We start from the raw sequence: 13,293 nt of genomic DNA, 5'->3' as shown, positions 1-13,293 counted from the left end.
GTATGGTCATCTTTTACAAGGAAACGAGTGCTATGACGGATGTCAGTGAGCTGAGTGGTGGCAGTGCGGTGTACAAGACCCTGCTGGAATCGACCAATGCCATTCCGTGGCAGATCGACTGGCCGACCATGTCCTTTGCCTACATCGGGCCACAGATCGAACCGTTGCTGGGCTGGAGCCAGGACAGCTGGGTGTCGGCCAACGACTGGGCGATGCGCATCCATCCGGATGATCGCGACTACGTGGTGAATTTCTGCGTGGCGCAATCCCAGGCCGGGGTGGATCACGAGGCGGATTACCGCGCACTGACCAAGGACAACGGCTATGTGTGGATCCGTGACGTGGTGCACGTGGTGCGCAACGCGCAGGGCGAGGTCGAATCGCTGGTCGGCTTCATGTTCGATATCAGCGAGCGCAAGAAGACCGAAGAAAAACTGTTGGCGCTGCAAAAAGAGCTGGAGGCGCTGTCGTTCAAGGATGGCTTGACCGGTATCGCCAACCGCCGCCAGCTGGATGCCAGCCTGCAGCGGGAGTGGGAAACCGCCTGCCGTAGCCAGCAGCCGCTGTCGATGCTGTTGCTGGATGTCGATTACTTCAAGCAATACAACGATGTGTATGGCCATGTGCTGGGTGACAAATGCCTGATCGACATCGCGCAGACGCTGAATCTGGCCGCGGTGGGCGCGCGCGATGTGGTGGCCCGCTTCGGCGGCGAGGAGTTTGTGCTGCTGCTGCCGGAAACCGATGCCGCCGGGGCGCAAAAAGTGGCCGAGCGTTGCCAGCGCCTGATCGAGAAACTGGCCATTGCCCACGTGCAGTCACCGCACCAGCAGCGGGTGACCGTCAGCATTGGCGTCGGCACCGTGACGCCAGGCCGCGGCATGAACAGCAGCGAGTTCATCCAGGCAGTTGACCGCCAGATGTACGCCGCCAAGCAAAACGGCAAGAACCGCATCGAATCCTTGCAGCTCGCCGACTGACAACGGTGCGGTGGGGCGAAGGCGGCCTTGCCGCCGCCGCTTGCTCAGTACTGCCAGCGCACCACGGCGAACCATTCCACCAGAAAATCCAGCAGCGCCCGCACCGCCGGCGACAGGTGGCGGCGCGACGGGTACAGCGCGTAGATGGTCATCGCCGGCGGCTGCCAGTCCGGCAGTACCGCCTGCAGTTCGCCGCTGCGCAACAGCCGGTTGGCCAGATAGGTGGGTTGCAGGCTGATGCCGCCGTCGGCCAGCGCCGCGTGCAGCAGCACGGTGGCGTCGTTGGCGGTGAAGCGGGTGATCACCTGCACCGTTTCGCGCACCGCGTCGCGCGTCAGTTGCCAGCTGCTGCGGCCAACGTTGCTGTGCCCCAGGCAACGGTGGCCGGCCAGCTCGGCCGGTGTCTGCGGCGTGCCGGCGCGGGCCAGGTAGCCGGGGCTGGCCACCAGTACCGAATCGCACACCGCCAGCGGCCGCGCGATCAGAGCCGGGTCCGGCTCGCTGCTGATGCGGATCGCCAGGTCGATACGCGCCTCCACCAGGTTCAGCGCGGCATCGCCGACGTTGAGATCGAGCTTCAATTGCGGATGCTGTGCCAGAAACGCCGCCAGCGCTGCCGCCAGATGGGCATGGCCGAAAGACATGCTGCTGGTCAGCCGCAGTTGGCCGCGCAGGCTGCCATCGGCCGGCGCCACTTCGTCCTCCACCTCCGCTACCAGGGTCAGCAGCTGTAGGCAGCGCCGCAGCGCCTGCTCGCCGGCATCGGTCAGCGTTACGCGGCGGGTGGTGCGCTGCAATAGCCGCGCCCCCAGCCATTGCTCCATTTCCGCCACGTAGCGCGTCACCATCGCCCGCGACATGCCCAGCCGCTCGGCGCTGGCGCTGAAGCTGCCACTGGTGGCGACATCGGTGAATACCTGCATGGCGGTGACGCGGTCCATATGATTTGGCCGATTTGTGCAACAAATATGCGCAGTTTATCGCGTTTATCTGCGCGGATAGAGAAATTATAGTGGCGTCCATCAACCCCGCGGCTGTTGCCGCCATGAAAGGACACACCATGTTTCGCACCACGCTGATCGCTGCCTCCCTGGCCCTGAGCGCCACCGCCGCCCAAGCCGCGCAACCGCTGCAACTGAAGGTCTACAACGCCGGCGAAGGCAGCTTCCACGCCAACGCCGTGGTGGTCAGCGGCGAGCACGAAGCGCTGGTGATCGACAGCGGCTTTACCCGCGCCGATGGCTACCGCATTGCGGCCAACGTGCTGGACAGCGGCAAGACGCTGAAGACCATCCTGATCAGCAATGCCGACCCGGATTATTACTTTGGCGCCGAGGTGCTGAAGCAGCTGTTCCCGCTGGCGCAAGTGGTGGCCACCCCGGCGGTGACGGCGCAGATCCAGGCCAAGCTGGCCGGCAAGCTGGCGTTCTGGGGGCCGAAGATGGGAGCCAACGCGCCGCAGCAGCCGATCGTGCCGACGGCGCTGCGTGAAAACAGCCTGAGCGTGGATGGCGAGAAGATCGAGCTGCGCGGCACCAGCGGCGTGCTGGCGCATCGCCCGTATGTGTGGATTCCGTCGCTGCACGCCATTGCCGGCAACGTCGCGCTGTTCAGCGGCCTGCACGTGTGGACCGCCGACACCCGACAGCCGGCCGAGCGCCAGGCCTGGCTGGCACAGCTGGACGAGATGGCGGCGCTGAAACCGGCCATCGTGGTGCCGGGGCACATGGCCGCCGGCAGCGCGCTGGATGCGTCGGCCATCGATTACACTCGCACCTACCTGCAGCGTTTTGACCGCGAGGCGGGCAAGGCGGGTAATGCCGCCGAACTGATTGCCGCCATGCAGCGCGCCTACCCGCAGGCCGGCATGGGGCTGGCGCTGGATATTGGCGCCAAGGTGAACAAAGGTGAGATGAAATGGTAAAAGCCACCCTGCATTACTACTACGACCCGCTGTGTGGCTGGTGTTACGGCGCGGCACCGTTGCTGGCCGCTGCGGCCAAGGTTGACGGCCTCGCCATCGCGCTGCACGCCGGCGCGATGATGAGCGGCCCGAACCGCCAGCCGGTGACGCCGCAGCTGCGCCAGTACGTGATGGGTCACGATGCGCGCATCCGGCAACTGAGCGGCCAGCCGTTCGGCGATGGCTACTTCAACGGCCTGCTGCTGGATAGCGGCGCGGTATTCGACAGCACGCCGCCAACGCTGGCGATCCTCGCTGCCGAGGCGCTGGGCGTGGCTGGACTGGCCATGCTGCACCGGCTGCAGCAGGCGCATTACGTAGACGGGCAGCGCATTGCCGATGTCACGGTATTGCAGCAGCTGGCGGTGGAGCTGGGGCTGGATGGTGCGGCCTTCGCCGCCGAATACCAGCGGCAGCAGGGCGAATTCGCCAGCCACGTTGGCCGCAGCCACCGCGACATGGCGGCGCACGGCCTGCGCGGCTTCCCCTCGCTGCTGCTGGAGCTGGATGGCCGTTTGCAGCGGGTGGATTTGTCGGCGTTCCTCGGCAAACCGGAGGCGTTTGCCGGCTACCTGCAAGGCCTGCTGGCCGGTGCCGCCGCCCAGGTGGCGGCCGATGGCCCGCTGTGCACGCCGGACGGTTGCCAGTAGGCGAGAAAATTTCAGTAAAAAAAGCCGCCAGTCAGGCAAGACTGGCGGTTTTTTTTGCGGCCAACGTTGGCCGCGGCTTACTGCGCTACGGCCTGCAGATGCGAGCCCAGCACGCCTTCGGTGCTGCCGGCAGGCTGGCCGGCGGCAACCGCGGCAATCCAGTCGTCGGTGCTGACCACTGCGGCAAAGCCGGTCTGCATCACCACGGTAAACACGCGGTGGATTTCCTCGGCGCTGGCGCTGCCGGCGCGGTTGCGGTACGGCAGCGAGCCGCTGGCGTCGGCCAGCAGTTCCACTTGCCAGCCATCGTGGCTGGCGTGCAGCACGGTGGCGGCATCGCAGTTGTGTGTCATGTAGCCGACGATGCTCAGCGTGTCGATATCGCGTGCGCGCAGCCAGTCGGCCAGGTCGGTGCCGGTAAAGCAGCTGGCCAGCTGCTTGCTGATCAGGTGGTCATGCGGGCGGGCGGCGATGTCCGGATGCAGTGCGGCGCCGTGGCTGCCCTCGGCAAAAATCGGCGTGCCCGGCGGGGTGATGTGCTGCACCACCACCACCGGGATGCCGGCGGCGCTGGCCGCATCCATGGCGCGGCCAACGTTGGGCAGGGTGATGGCCGGGTCCGGATAGCTGATGCCCAGCTTGCCGGTGAAGTATTCGTTCTGTACGTCGATGACGATCAAGGCGCGTTTCGGGCTACTCATGCTGCTCTCCTGGTGTGGGCTGGCGATGACGGCAGTGTGCCGCCGCCATGCCGCCGTCACGAGTGGCCCGGATGACAATTTACGTTAAGATCGGGCCATCTGTGTGCCGGAGTCCGTCATGTCCGAAATCCGTGTTGCCGTGGTGGCATTTGACCGCATCAGCCCGTTCCATCTGTCGGTACCCTGTGTGGTGTTCGGCGAGAACCGCCTGCAAGCGCCGGCTTACCGGCTGCAGGTGTGTGCCGCCGAGGCCGCTCCGCTGGCCAGCTCCGCCGGTTTTGGCCTGTTGCCGGCGGCGGGGCTGGAGGCGCTGGACACCGCCGACGTGGTGATCGTGCCCAGCTGGCGCGATCCGGCCGAAACCGCGCCGGCGCCACTGTTGGCCGCCTTGCGCGCGGCACACGATCGCGGTGCGCGCATTGTCGGCTTGTGCCTGGGCGCCTACGTACTGGCGCAGGCCGGGCTGCTGGATGGCCGCCGTGCCACCACCCACTGGGCCTATGCTGACGATTTTGCCCACCGCTTCCCGGCGGTGACTGTCGATGCCGATGTGCTGTACCTGGATGACGGCTCGCTGCTGACTTCGGCCGGCACCGCCGCCGGGCTGGATTGCTGCCTGCACCTGCTGCGCCAGCTCAGTGGTGCCGCTGCGGCCAACAGTGTGGCGCGACGGCTGGTGACGCCGCCGCACCGCCAGGGCGGGCAGGCGCAGTACATCGAACAGCCGCTGCCGGAAAGCGCGCGGGACGGCCGGCTGGCCGGGTTGCTGGACTGGGTGCGCGCCAATCTGCAGCAGCCGCACACGCTGGACAGTCTGGCGGCCCGCGCGCTGATGAGCCGGCGCACCTTTACCCGCCACTTTCGCCAGCTGACCGGCAGTACGGTGCAGGGCTGGCTGCTGGCGCAGCGGCTGGCATTGACGCAGCAGCTGCTGGAAAGCGGTGCGCTGCCGGTGGAGCAGATCGCGCAGCAGGCGGGCTTCGGCTCGGCCGCCTCGTTGCGGCTGCATTTCCGCCAGGCGTTCGGCGTCGCGCCCAGCGCCTGGCGGCAGACATTCCAGGCCGCCACGCCCGGCTGAGCCGGTGCTTCAGGCGGGCTGGACCAGCGGCGGCCGGCGCTGTTGCCAGGCCAGTACGATGGCCACGGCGATCAGGCTGGCGGCCACGGTGAAGGTGGTGTGCAGGCCGGTGGCCGTGGCCACCGCCGTGGCGGCGGTAATCGGATGGCTGCCACTTGCCGCGGCGAACAGCGCGCCCATCAGCGCGGTGCCGGTAATCAGCCCCAGATTGCGGGACAGGTTGAGCAGGCCGGCAATGAGGCCGCGCTGGCCGGGCGCCTGGCCGCGCATCACCATGGTGTTGTTGGCGGCCTGAAACAGCGCATAGCCGGAGGTCACGGTAATCAGGGCCAGCAGGTAACCCGGCACGCCAAGACTGGCAGGCAGCCAGGCCAGGGCGCCGCAGCCGGCCAGCATGGCGGCCAGACCGCCCACGGTCATGTCTTGCGGGCCGTAGCGGTCTACCAGCTTGCCGGCCGGAACACCGCACAAGGCGGCCGCCAGCGGGCCGCACGACATCACCAGGCCAAGCTGCGCTGCCGCCAGCCCGAGACTGCGGCTCAGATAGAACGGTCCCACCACCAGCGTGGCCATGATCACCGTCGATACCAGCAGGCTCATGATGAGGCCGCTGCGCATGGCGGACTGGCGCAACAACGACAGGCTGAGCAAGGGCGCGGCGGCGCGGCGCTGGTGCTGCACGAAGGCCAGCCCCAGAACGCCGGCCATCGCCAGCAGCGGCAGGCTGGCACCGCCGGCAGCACCATGTCGCTGGGTCATGCCCAGTGCGTAGGCCAGCAGGGCCAGCGCCAGCAGCAGCGTACCGGGCAGATCGAAGCCGCGGGTTGGCCGGCTGGCTGCCGGCGGGTCTGCCGGCAAGCTGCTGGCCATCAGCAGCAGTGCGGCCAGGCCGAGAGGGAACTGGATGACAAATACCGCCTGCCAGCCGAAAAGCGCGATCAAGCCGCCGCCCAGCGATGGTCCCAGCGCGGTGCCGACCGCAGAGGTGGTGCCCAGCAGCCCCATCGCGGTGCCGGTTTTCTCGGCCGGCACGATGTCGGCGACGACGGCCATGCTCAAGGCCATCATGGTGGCAGCCCCCATGCCCTGGCATGCCCGGGCAAGCAGCAGTAGCGGCAGGCTGGGAGTGGCGCAGGCCAGCGCTGCCAGGCTGAACAGGCTGACGCCGGCCAGCAGCAGCCTGCGCCGGCCCAGCAAGTCGCCGAGCCGGCCGATGCTGACGATGAGGGCAGTCAGCGGCAGCAGGTAGGCCAGTACGATCCACTGTACTTGCTGGAAGCTGGCGGCAAACACGCTGGCCAGCGTCGGCAGGGCAATGTTGGCAATACTGGTGCCCAGCGCAGACAACAGCATGGCAAGGGCCAGCGAGAACATGGCCAGACGCGGTCTGGCCGTGGGCGAATGTAGGGTAGGCATATGCGTTTCCGTTAAGGCGTGTGGATCGGGCCGGCGCGGTGTGGCGGGGCGCCGGTGATGTTGACGCTGTAAGCCTAGGGTGGTCCGACATGTGGCGGAAGACGCACGAATTGCATTCGAATAGTGCATGTAACGCCGCATTGTCGAATTGCTGCTATGCTCGGCGGATGACCATGCCAGATCTCAATTTGCTGATTGCGCTCGATGTCCTGCTCGAAGAGGGCAGCGTGGCGCGGGCGGCCCGCCGGTTGCAGCTAAGCCCGTCGGCCATGAGCCGTACCTTGCAGCGCCTGCGCGATGCCACCGGCGACCCCTTGCTGGTGCGCGCCGGCCGCGGCCTGCTGCCCACGCCGCGGGCCGTGGCGTTGCGGGAGCAGGTGAAGGGGCTGGTGCAGGCGGCAGAACAGGTGCTGCGCCCGGCCGCCTTGCTGGACCCGGCGCAGGTCAGCCGCCGTTTCGTGCTGCTGTGCAGTGACGGGTTTGTGGAAAATTTTGGCCCGCCGCTGCTGGACCGGTTGCGCCAGGCGGCGCCGGGAATCCGGCTCGACTTCCTGCCCAAGGTCGATCGTGACACCCGCGCCCGGCATGAAAGCGAGATCGATCTGGAAACCGCGGTGGTCGGGCGGCTGCCGGCCCAGCAGCTGCGGGTGCGGGCGCTGTTTCGGGATCGCTTTGTCGGCGTGGTCAGCCAGTCGCACCCGCTGGCCAGCGGCGAGGTGACGCTGGCGCGTTATCTGGCCTGCGAGCATGTGGCCGACAGCCGCCACGGCATGGGGAACGAGCCGGTAGACCGTGCGCTGCAGGCGCAAGGTGCATCGCGGCGCATCGTCACGTCGGTGGGCGGTTTCGCTGCTGCGCTGGCGCTGGCCCGCCACAGCGGACTGGTGGCCACGGTGCCGGAGCGGCATAGCGGCAACTTGCAGCAGGGGATGTTTGCTTTTGCGCTGCCGCTAGCACTGCCACCGTTCACCGTGTCGATGTTGTGGCATGGCCGGCTGGAAGGCGACCCGGTGCATCAATGGCTGCGTGCCCAGCTGCTGTCTGTCTGCCAGGACACGCCGCCTTCTCTGCCTGTCGGGCCGTGACGCCGGCTTGGCGCGTAGCAGTGCTGCCGTCGCGGCAGGCTTGCCCATTCGTATTGCGCTGCAAGGCGCCGCAGCACATCGCGCGGCCCGCAGCTAGGCGCTCAGCGGGGCGCTGCTTGGGGTGGCTGTGGCGCCCATATGCAGGGCAAGCAGTTCCGACAACGGCATCGGCTGGCCAAACAGATAGCCTTGATAATTATGGCAACCTTGTTGCTGTAAAAATGCCAGCTGCTCTGCGGTTTCCACGCCTTCGGCCACGACGTTCAGGTTCAGCGCCCGGGCCAGCACAATGACGGTACGTACGATGGCGGCATCGTGCTGGTCGTGCATGACGTTGCGCACAAAGGACTGGTCAACTTTCAGCTGGTCGAGCGGCAGTTTTTTCAGGTAGGCAAGTGACGAATAGCCGGTGCCGAAATCATCCAGCGCAAACTGCACGCCGCTGTGCCGTAGTGGTGCCATCTTGCGGCTGCTGGCTTCGATATCGTCTACCAGTCCGCTTTCGGTAAGTTCCAGTACCAGCCGTTGCGGCGGCGCACCGCTGGCGGCGAGTATGCGCTGTACCTGGACGGTAAAATCTGTTTGCCGCAGTTGCCTGATGCTGATGTTCACCGACAGGCTGAGGCCCGCCATGGCGGGCTGCAGGCTGAATTGCTGTAGCTGGAGACAGGCTTGTTCCAGCACCCATTGCCCGATGGGGATGATCAGCCCGGTTTCTTCCGCCAGTGCAATAAAACGGTCCGGACTTAGCAGCCCCAGCGTCGGGTGCTGCCAGCGCAACAGCACTTCCGCGCCATAGATCGTGCCGGTGTGGTCAATCTGCGGCTGGTACAGCAGGCGTAGCTGGTCGCCAGCCACGGCCTGGCGCAGCGCCGCTTCCAGACTGGCGCGTTCGCTCAGGTTCTTTTGCATCTGCGGGTCAAAGAAATGCACCGCATTGCGGCCGGCGGCCTTGGCGCTGTACAGGGCCAGGTCGGCGCGTTTCATCAACTCGTCGCCGTTGTGCTGGCCATCGGCAAACATGGCAATGCCGATGCTGGGGGTGGCGTGGTAGTCATGGCCAGCCAGGTCGTAGGGCACGTTCAGTGCCAGCCGGATGCGTTCACCCAGCCGCTGCGCAAGCTTGGCCGCTTCGTCGTGGTTTTTACTTAAGTTGGGCAGCAAAATCACGAACTCATCGCCCCCGAGCCGGGCCACGGTGTCATCTTCGCGCACGCACTGGTTCAGCCGCAGGGCAACATCCTGCAGCAGCAAGTCGCCCATGTCGTGGCCGAGGGTATCGTTCAGGGTCTTGAAGTTATCCAGGTCGATGAACAGCAGCGCGCCTTCGTTGCCGCGTCGTCCGGCACTGCCGACTGCCTGCTGCAGGCGTTCCAGCAACAGGCGGCGGTTCGGCAGCCGGGTCAGCGGGTCGTAATACGCCAGATTACGGATTTCTTCCTCGGCACGTTTGCGCTGGGTGATATCCGTCAGCGTGGCAACGTAGTGGCTGATGTGGTTTTGCGCATCGCTTACCGCGGTGATGGTGAGCCACTCCGGATAAATGTCGCCGCTCTTGCGACGGTTCCAGATTTCACCGCTCCAGAAGCGACAGCTTTGTAACTGTCGCCACATCTCGTCGTAAAACGCTTGTGGATGTTTGCCCGAACTCAGCAGGTGCGGGGTTTGGCCGACGGCTTCTGCTTCGCTGTAGCCGGTAATGGTGCTGAAGGCGCTGTTGACCCGCAGGATGGTGTTGTCGGCATCGGTAACGAAAATGCCCTCCTGCGATTCGAACGCGGCGGCGGCAATGCGCAGCTGTTCTTCATCGCGCTGACGGCGGGCTTCCAGTTTCTCGAAGCGCAGGTAGTACACGCTGGCCATGCCGATCAGCAGCAGCAGGATGCTGCCAACCATCGCAACCGCGAAATTGGCCTCATGCCGCCAGTTGGCCAGTATCTGCTGGCGATCCAGCCGCACCGCGATGATGAATGGATAGACGCGAGATGCCCGGTAGGCGGTGATCAGCTGGCGGCCATCCGCCAGCTGTTCCGTAAAACTGCCTGCTTCGCTCTGTGCCAGCCGGATACGCAGTGCCGGGCTGTATACCGTGGCAGCAGGCTGCGGATTGCTGCGGATAAGCAGGCTGCCATCGTAACGCAGCAGCGCAATCTGGCCATGCAAGGCTGTGAGGTGCGAGGTGTAAAAGTTCAGGAAGTAATCGGTATTCAGTGCAGCCACGACCGTATGCCAGCTGCCGTCCGGCTGCGGGACATCCAGCAGGAGCGGAATGAAACTGAGGTTGTCCGCCGGCTGCCGGGGGGCGCTCCGCAGATCGGCGAAATCGCGGCCGGCAAACAGTGACCCGCTGCGCAACACCGCCACCGGCGCCGTACTTTGCGGCATGAACATGCGGCGATCCAGTGCGATGCCAAGGTTGGCCGCATTGGAGCTGTGGCGGATGCGGTCGGTGGAATCGGCCAGCGCAACCGAACGCAGGTAGGGTGCCTGCTGCAGGTAGAACGCCAGCCGCTGGCGCGCCTGCGGATCACTACCTGCCAGGGTGAGGGTGTGCTCCACCACGGTGAGGCTCTGGGTCAGCTGGTCTTCCATGGCGCGCGCGGTCAGGCCGGCCAGCGCAAACTGCCGCTCGAGGGCGTCATTGTGCAGTCGCCACAGAACCGCGCCGGTGGCGATGCCTACCGTCAGCAGCACCAGCGTGACCGCCGTCAGAAAGACGTTGCGGCGCCGGCGGCGTGCTGCTGCGGGCGTTCGGGATCCCAAACTGTCCACCGTGTCAGCCGCCTCAGTGCTCAGCAATCGGGTCCAGTTTATTGCGCTTGATGGCAGCTAGCAGACGGCCATCGGCACGCACCTTGTCGAGGAAGGACGATACCCGCTGGTACCAGGCATCGTCGCCCTTCTGCATGGCATAGGCGTAGTGCGTCAGATGATAGGTGCTCGGCGGTGATACCAGGCGGGCCCAGTCGGTGGTTTCCAGCATGCGGCGGCTGAACGGGTAGTCGGTCATGAACACATCGGCGCGGCCGGCTTCCACTTCCTGTTCCCGACCCTGCGGAGTAGCGGTGACCAGCAAGGTGGCTTGCTTCAGTTTCTCGCGCATCACCGCTTCGTGCAGCGTGCCCTTGGCCACGGCCACCACGGTGCCGGGCTTGTCGAGATCGGCCCAGCTCTGGATGCGGCGGTTGCTGCGAGTGGTGATGGCGTAGATATCGCTGATCAGGTGCGGGCGGGTGAAGCGCAGCCGTTCGCTACGCTGCGGGGTGATACCGATGGCAAACATGGCGATGTCGCACTTGTCCTGCTCGATGTCGCTGATCAGCGTGGCAAACGAGCTGTCGATGAAACGCACCGGCACCCGCAGCTCCTGCCCCAGCGCATTGGCCATCTCGATATCGATGCCGGAGAGCTGCAGCGTTTTCGGGTTGCGGTAGGAGATGCCGTAGTAATCCGGCCAGATACAGACTTTCAGCTCGTTGGCGGACTGAATCTTGTCCAGGTGGCCGGCGTGGGCGGCGGGTAGTGCCAGCATACAGGTGGCGGCCAGCAGGCTCAGGACCGTGCGTTTCATGGTGGGTGGGCTTTCGTGGAAACTGGTGACCGTGCCCATACGAAACGAGCCTTGGCAGCATGTGCTGTCAAGGCATCGTGGTAGGCGGTTGCGGCGATTCTATTGGAGCTTGTCCCGGCACAAACTGCGAAAGATCAAACTTGCTGTGGACATTTGTCGCTGATGACTAGTATTGCATTCGCATTTTCTTGCCTTGCGGTGTCCTCGTTCAAGCCGCCTCGAAGCCCTGCAGCACATTCACCGCGTTGACGCCGATGTCATCCACCATGTAGCCGCCTTCCAGCACAAACAGCGTCGGGATGCCGAGCCGGGCCAGCAGTTGGCCGATGCGCAGGTAGTCGTCGTTTTCCAGACAGAAACGGCTGATCGGGTCGTCCTTGAAGGTGTCCACCCCCAGCGAGACCACCACCGCGTCCGGCGCGTAGCCGGCAATGTGCTGGCAGGCATGCTGCAAGGCGGCGCGGTAGCCTTGCCAGTCGGTGCCGTGCGGCAGCGGCAGGTTGAGGTTGTAGCCGAAGCCGTCGCCGGCACCCAGTTCGTCGCGGTGGCCGGAGAAGTATGGGTAGCTGTTCTTCGGGTCGCCGTGCAAGGACAGGAACAACACGTCGGCGCGGTCGTAGAAGATGCTCTGGGTGCCGTTGCCGTGGTGGTAGTCCACATCCAGCACCGCCACGCGGCGGGCGCCGTTGTCGCGCGCGTACTGGGCGGCGATGGCGGCATTGTTCAGGTAGCAGTAACCGCCCATGTATTCGCGCGCGGCATGATGGCCGGGCGGGCGGCACAGCGCGAAGGCGGCGTGCTGGCCGCCGTGGCGGATGGCCTCCATGCCGCTCAGTGCCAGGTCGGCGCTGGTCTTGATCGCCTGCCAGGTGCCGGCGGTGATCGCCACGCCGGCATTCATGGCGTAGAAGCCCAGCTTGCCGTCGATGAATTCCGGCTCCAGATCGCTGCGCAGATCGCGCACCGGCCACACCAGCGGCAGCGCATCGTGGTCGCGGCCGCTGTCGCGCCATTCCTGCCACGCATTCTGCAAGAAGGTGAGGTAGCGCAGGCTGTGCACTCCGGCATAGTGGTCGATGCTGAAGTTCTGCGGGGCGATAACCTCGCCCAGTTGCTGCTGCAGCACGCGGTTGAGCACGGTATCGGCGCGGCTGGGCATCTCGAAGCAGGGCATCAGCACGCCGTCCTTGAGTTCGGAACCGTGGTGCAGGCGGTGGGTGTCGCTGTAGTAGGTAAGCATGGTGGTAAGGCCTGGGCAGGAGGATGGCCCAGTATCGGCGCCGGCGGCGGAAATTGCTTTGCCATTTGCCGCCATCGCTGGCTAGCATTGAGAAAATATTTTCACAGGTTGGCCGCAATGAGCGAAAAAAACCTAAACCGGGCGCTGGATGATACCGATCTGACTATCCTGCGCCTGCTGCAACAGGATGGTGCGCTGTCCAATACCGCGCTGGCGGAGCAGCTGTCATTGAGCGTGACGCCATGCTGGCGGCGGCTGAAACGGCTGGAGGAAGAAGGCTATATCACCGGCTACCAGGCCAATCTGGATCGCCGCAAGCTGGGCTACGATGTGCTGGCCTTCGTGCAGGTGAGCTTCGGCGTGCATGGCGGCGAGTTGCCCAACCGTTTCGAGGCGGCGATGCAGGCCGAGGCGCGGGTGCTGGGCTGCCACAAGATCACCGGCAATGCCGATTACCTGCTGCAGGTGGTGGCGCGCTCGCTGGACGATTACAGCCAGTTCGTCGAGAACGTGCTGCGGCAGATGCCGGGCGTGGCGGCGATTCACTCCAGCCTGGCGCTGCGCGAGATCAAGGCCGGCAGCCGGCTGCCGCTGGGCAGCTAGCCGACA

At 65.5% G+C, this 13,293-nt stretch carries 12 protein-coding genes; 6 read left to right on the top strand and 6 right to left on the bottom strand.

The features are described from left to right. The first annotated feature begins 32 nt into the window (after nt 1-32). A complete protein-coding gene (locus tag HU218_RS09120; RefSeq protein WP_174874623.1) occupies nt 33-980 on the top strand; it encodes a GGDEF domain-containing protein in 948 nt (315 codons plus the stop codon). A 44-nt stretch (nt 981-1,024) separates the two neighbouring features. Here the strand turns inward: HU218_RS09120 and HU218_RS09115 are convergent, their stop codons facing one another. Further along, complete coding sequence (locus HU218_RS09115; protein ID WP_174874622.1) at nt 1,025-1,921, bottom strand: LysR family transcriptional regulator; 897 nt, start codon at nt 1,919-1,921, stop codon at nt 1,025-1,027. A 119-nt stretch (nt 1,922-2,040) separates the two neighbouring features. Here HU218_RS09115 and HU218_RS09110 point away from each other — a divergent pair, with 119 nt between their 5' ends. After that, nucleotides 2,041-2,904 (top strand): MBL fold metallo-hydrolase, encoded by an 864-nt coding sequence (locus tag HU218_RS09110; RefSeq protein ID WP_174874621.1) that lies wholly within the window; start codon nt 2,041-2,043, stop codon nt 2,902-2,904. Beyond that, the gene (locus HU218_RS09105) at nt 2,898-3,593 is read left to right on the top strand and encodes a DsbA family protein (RefSeq protein ID WP_174874620.1); all 696 of its coding nucleotides are present in this window, start codon (nt 2,898-2,900) and stop codon (nt 3,591-3,593) included. Before HU218_RS09110 ends, HU218_RS09105 begins: the two co-directional genes overlap by 7 nt. 77 nt (nt 3,594-3,670) lie before the next feature. On the opposite strand, the gene HU218_RS09100 is transcribed toward HU218_RS09105, so the two are convergent. Beyond that, a complete protein-coding gene (locus HU218_RS09100; protein WP_174874619.1) occupies nt 3,671-4,294 on the bottom strand; it encodes a cysteine hydrolase family protein in 624 nt (207 codons plus the stop codon). A gap of 118 nt (nt 4,295-4,412) precedes the next feature. Here HU218_RS09100 and HU218_RS09095 point away from each other — a divergent pair, with 118 nt between their 5' ends. Beyond that, a complete protein-coding gene (locus tag HU218_RS09095) occupies nt 4,413-5,372 on the top strand; it encodes a helix-turn-helix domain-containing protein (protein WP_174874618.1) in 960 nt (319 codons plus the stop codon). Nucleotides 5,373-5,381: 9 nt separating this feature from the next. Here the strand turns inward: HU218_RS09095 and HU218_RS09090 are convergent, their stop codons facing one another. Then, nucleotides 5,382-6,788 (bottom strand): MFS transporter, encoded by a 1,407-nt coding sequence (locus HU218_RS09090; protein ID WP_174874617.1) that lies wholly within the window; start codon nt 6,786-6,788, stop codon nt 5,382-5,384. A gap of 173 nt (nt 6,789-6,961) precedes the next feature. On the opposite strand from HU218_RS09090, the gene HU218_RS09085 reads away from it, so the two are divergent. Further along, nucleotides 6,962-7,873 (top strand): LysR family transcriptional regulator, encoded by a 912-nt coding sequence (locus HU218_RS09085; RefSeq protein WP_246210895.1) that lies wholly within the window; start codon nt 6,962-6,964, stop codon nt 7,871-7,873. A 93-nt stretch (nt 7,874-7,966) separates the two neighbouring features. Here HU218_RS09085 and HU218_RS17035 read toward each other — a convergent pair whose 3' ends face one another. The 3 genes from HU218_RS17035 to HU218_RS09070 all read right to left on the bottom strand — a co-directional run bounded on the left by HU218_RS17035 (nt 7,967) and on the right by HU218_RS09070 (nt 12,684). After that, nucleotides 7,967-10,567 carry a bifunctional diguanylate cyclase/phosphodiesterase gene (locus tag HU218_RS17035; RefSeq protein ID WP_174874615.1) on the bottom strand — a complete coding sequence of 867 codons (2,601 nt, stop codon included), beginning with the start codon at nt 10,565-10,567 and terminating at the stop codon, nt 7,967-7,969. 91 nt (nt 10,568-10,658) lie between these two features. Then, entirely contained in the window at nt 10,659-11,444 is a 786-nt protein-coding gene (locus HU218_RS09075; protein WP_174874614.1) for a substrate-binding periplasmic protein, read from the bottom strand. A 208-nt stretch (nt 11,445-11,652) separates the two neighbouring features. Next, entirely contained in the window at nt 11,653-12,684 is a 1,032-nt protein-coding gene (locus HU218_RS09070; RefSeq protein WP_174874613.1) for a histone deacetylase family protein, read from the bottom strand. Nucleotides 12,685-12,801: 117 nt separating this feature from the next. Here HU218_RS09070 and HU218_RS09065 point away from each other — a divergent pair, with 117 nt between their 5' ends. Then, entirely contained in the window at nt 12,802-13,287 is a 486-nt protein-coding gene (locus tag HU218_RS09065; RefSeq protein WP_174874612.1) for an Lrp/AsnC family transcriptional regulator, read from the top strand. Nucleotides 13,288-13,293: the final 6 nt, after the last annotated feature.

This window comes from Vogesella oryzae, assembly GCF_902829295.1.
In the GTDB taxonomy this organism is placed as follows: Bacteria; Pseudomonadota; Gammaproteobacteria; order Burkholderiales; family Chromobacteriaceae; genus Vogesella; species Vogesella oryzae.
This window is presented reverse-complemented; position numbering and strand designations above follow the sequence as displayed.

Bases quoted from the DNA above. Each gene is read 5' to 3' on its own strand.
- HU218_RS09090 (WP_174874617.1), bottom strand. From the start codon at position 6,788: ATGCCTACCCTACATTCGCCCACGGCCAGACCGCGTCTGGCCATGTTC.
- HU218_RS09115 (WP_174874622.1), bottom strand. From the start codon at position 1,921: ATGGACCGCGTCACCGCCATGCAGGTATTCACCGATGTCGCCACCAGT.
- HU218_RS09120 (WP_174874623.1), top strand. From the start codon at position 33: ATGACGGATGTCAGTGAGCTGAGTGGTGGCAGTGCGGTGTACAAGACC.
- HU218_RS09100 (WP_174874619.1), bottom strand. From the start codon at position 4,294: ATGAGTAGCCCGAAACGCGCCTTGATCGTCATCGACGTACAGAACGAA.
- HU218_RS09070 (WP_174874613.1), bottom strand. From the start codon at position 12,684: ATGCTTACCTACTACAGCGACACCCACCGCCTGCACCACGGTTCCGAA.
- HU218_RS09110 (WP_174874621.1), top strand. From the start codon at position 2,041: ATGTTTCGCACCACGCTGATCGCTGCCTCCCTGGCCCTGAGCGCCACC.
- HU218_RS09065 (WP_174874612.1), top strand. From the start codon at position 12,802: ATGAGCGAAAAAAACCTAAACCGGGCGCTGGATGATACCGATCTGACT.
- HU218_RS09085 (WP_246210895.1), top strand. From the start codon at position 6,962: ATGCCAGATCTCAATTTGCTGATTGCGCTCGATGTCCTGCTCGAAGAG.
- HU218_RS09095 (WP_174874618.1), top strand. From the start codon at position 4,413: ATGTCCGAAATCCGTGTTGCCGTGGTGGCATTTGACCGCATCAGCCCG.
- HU218_RS09105 (WP_174874620.1), top strand. From the start codon at position 2,898: ATGGTAAAAGCCACCCTGCATTACTACTACGACCCGCTGTGTGGCTGG.
- HU218_RS09075 (WP_174874614.1), bottom strand. From the start codon at position 11,444: ATGAAACGCACGGTCCTGAGCCTGCTGGCCGCCACCTGTATGCTGGCA.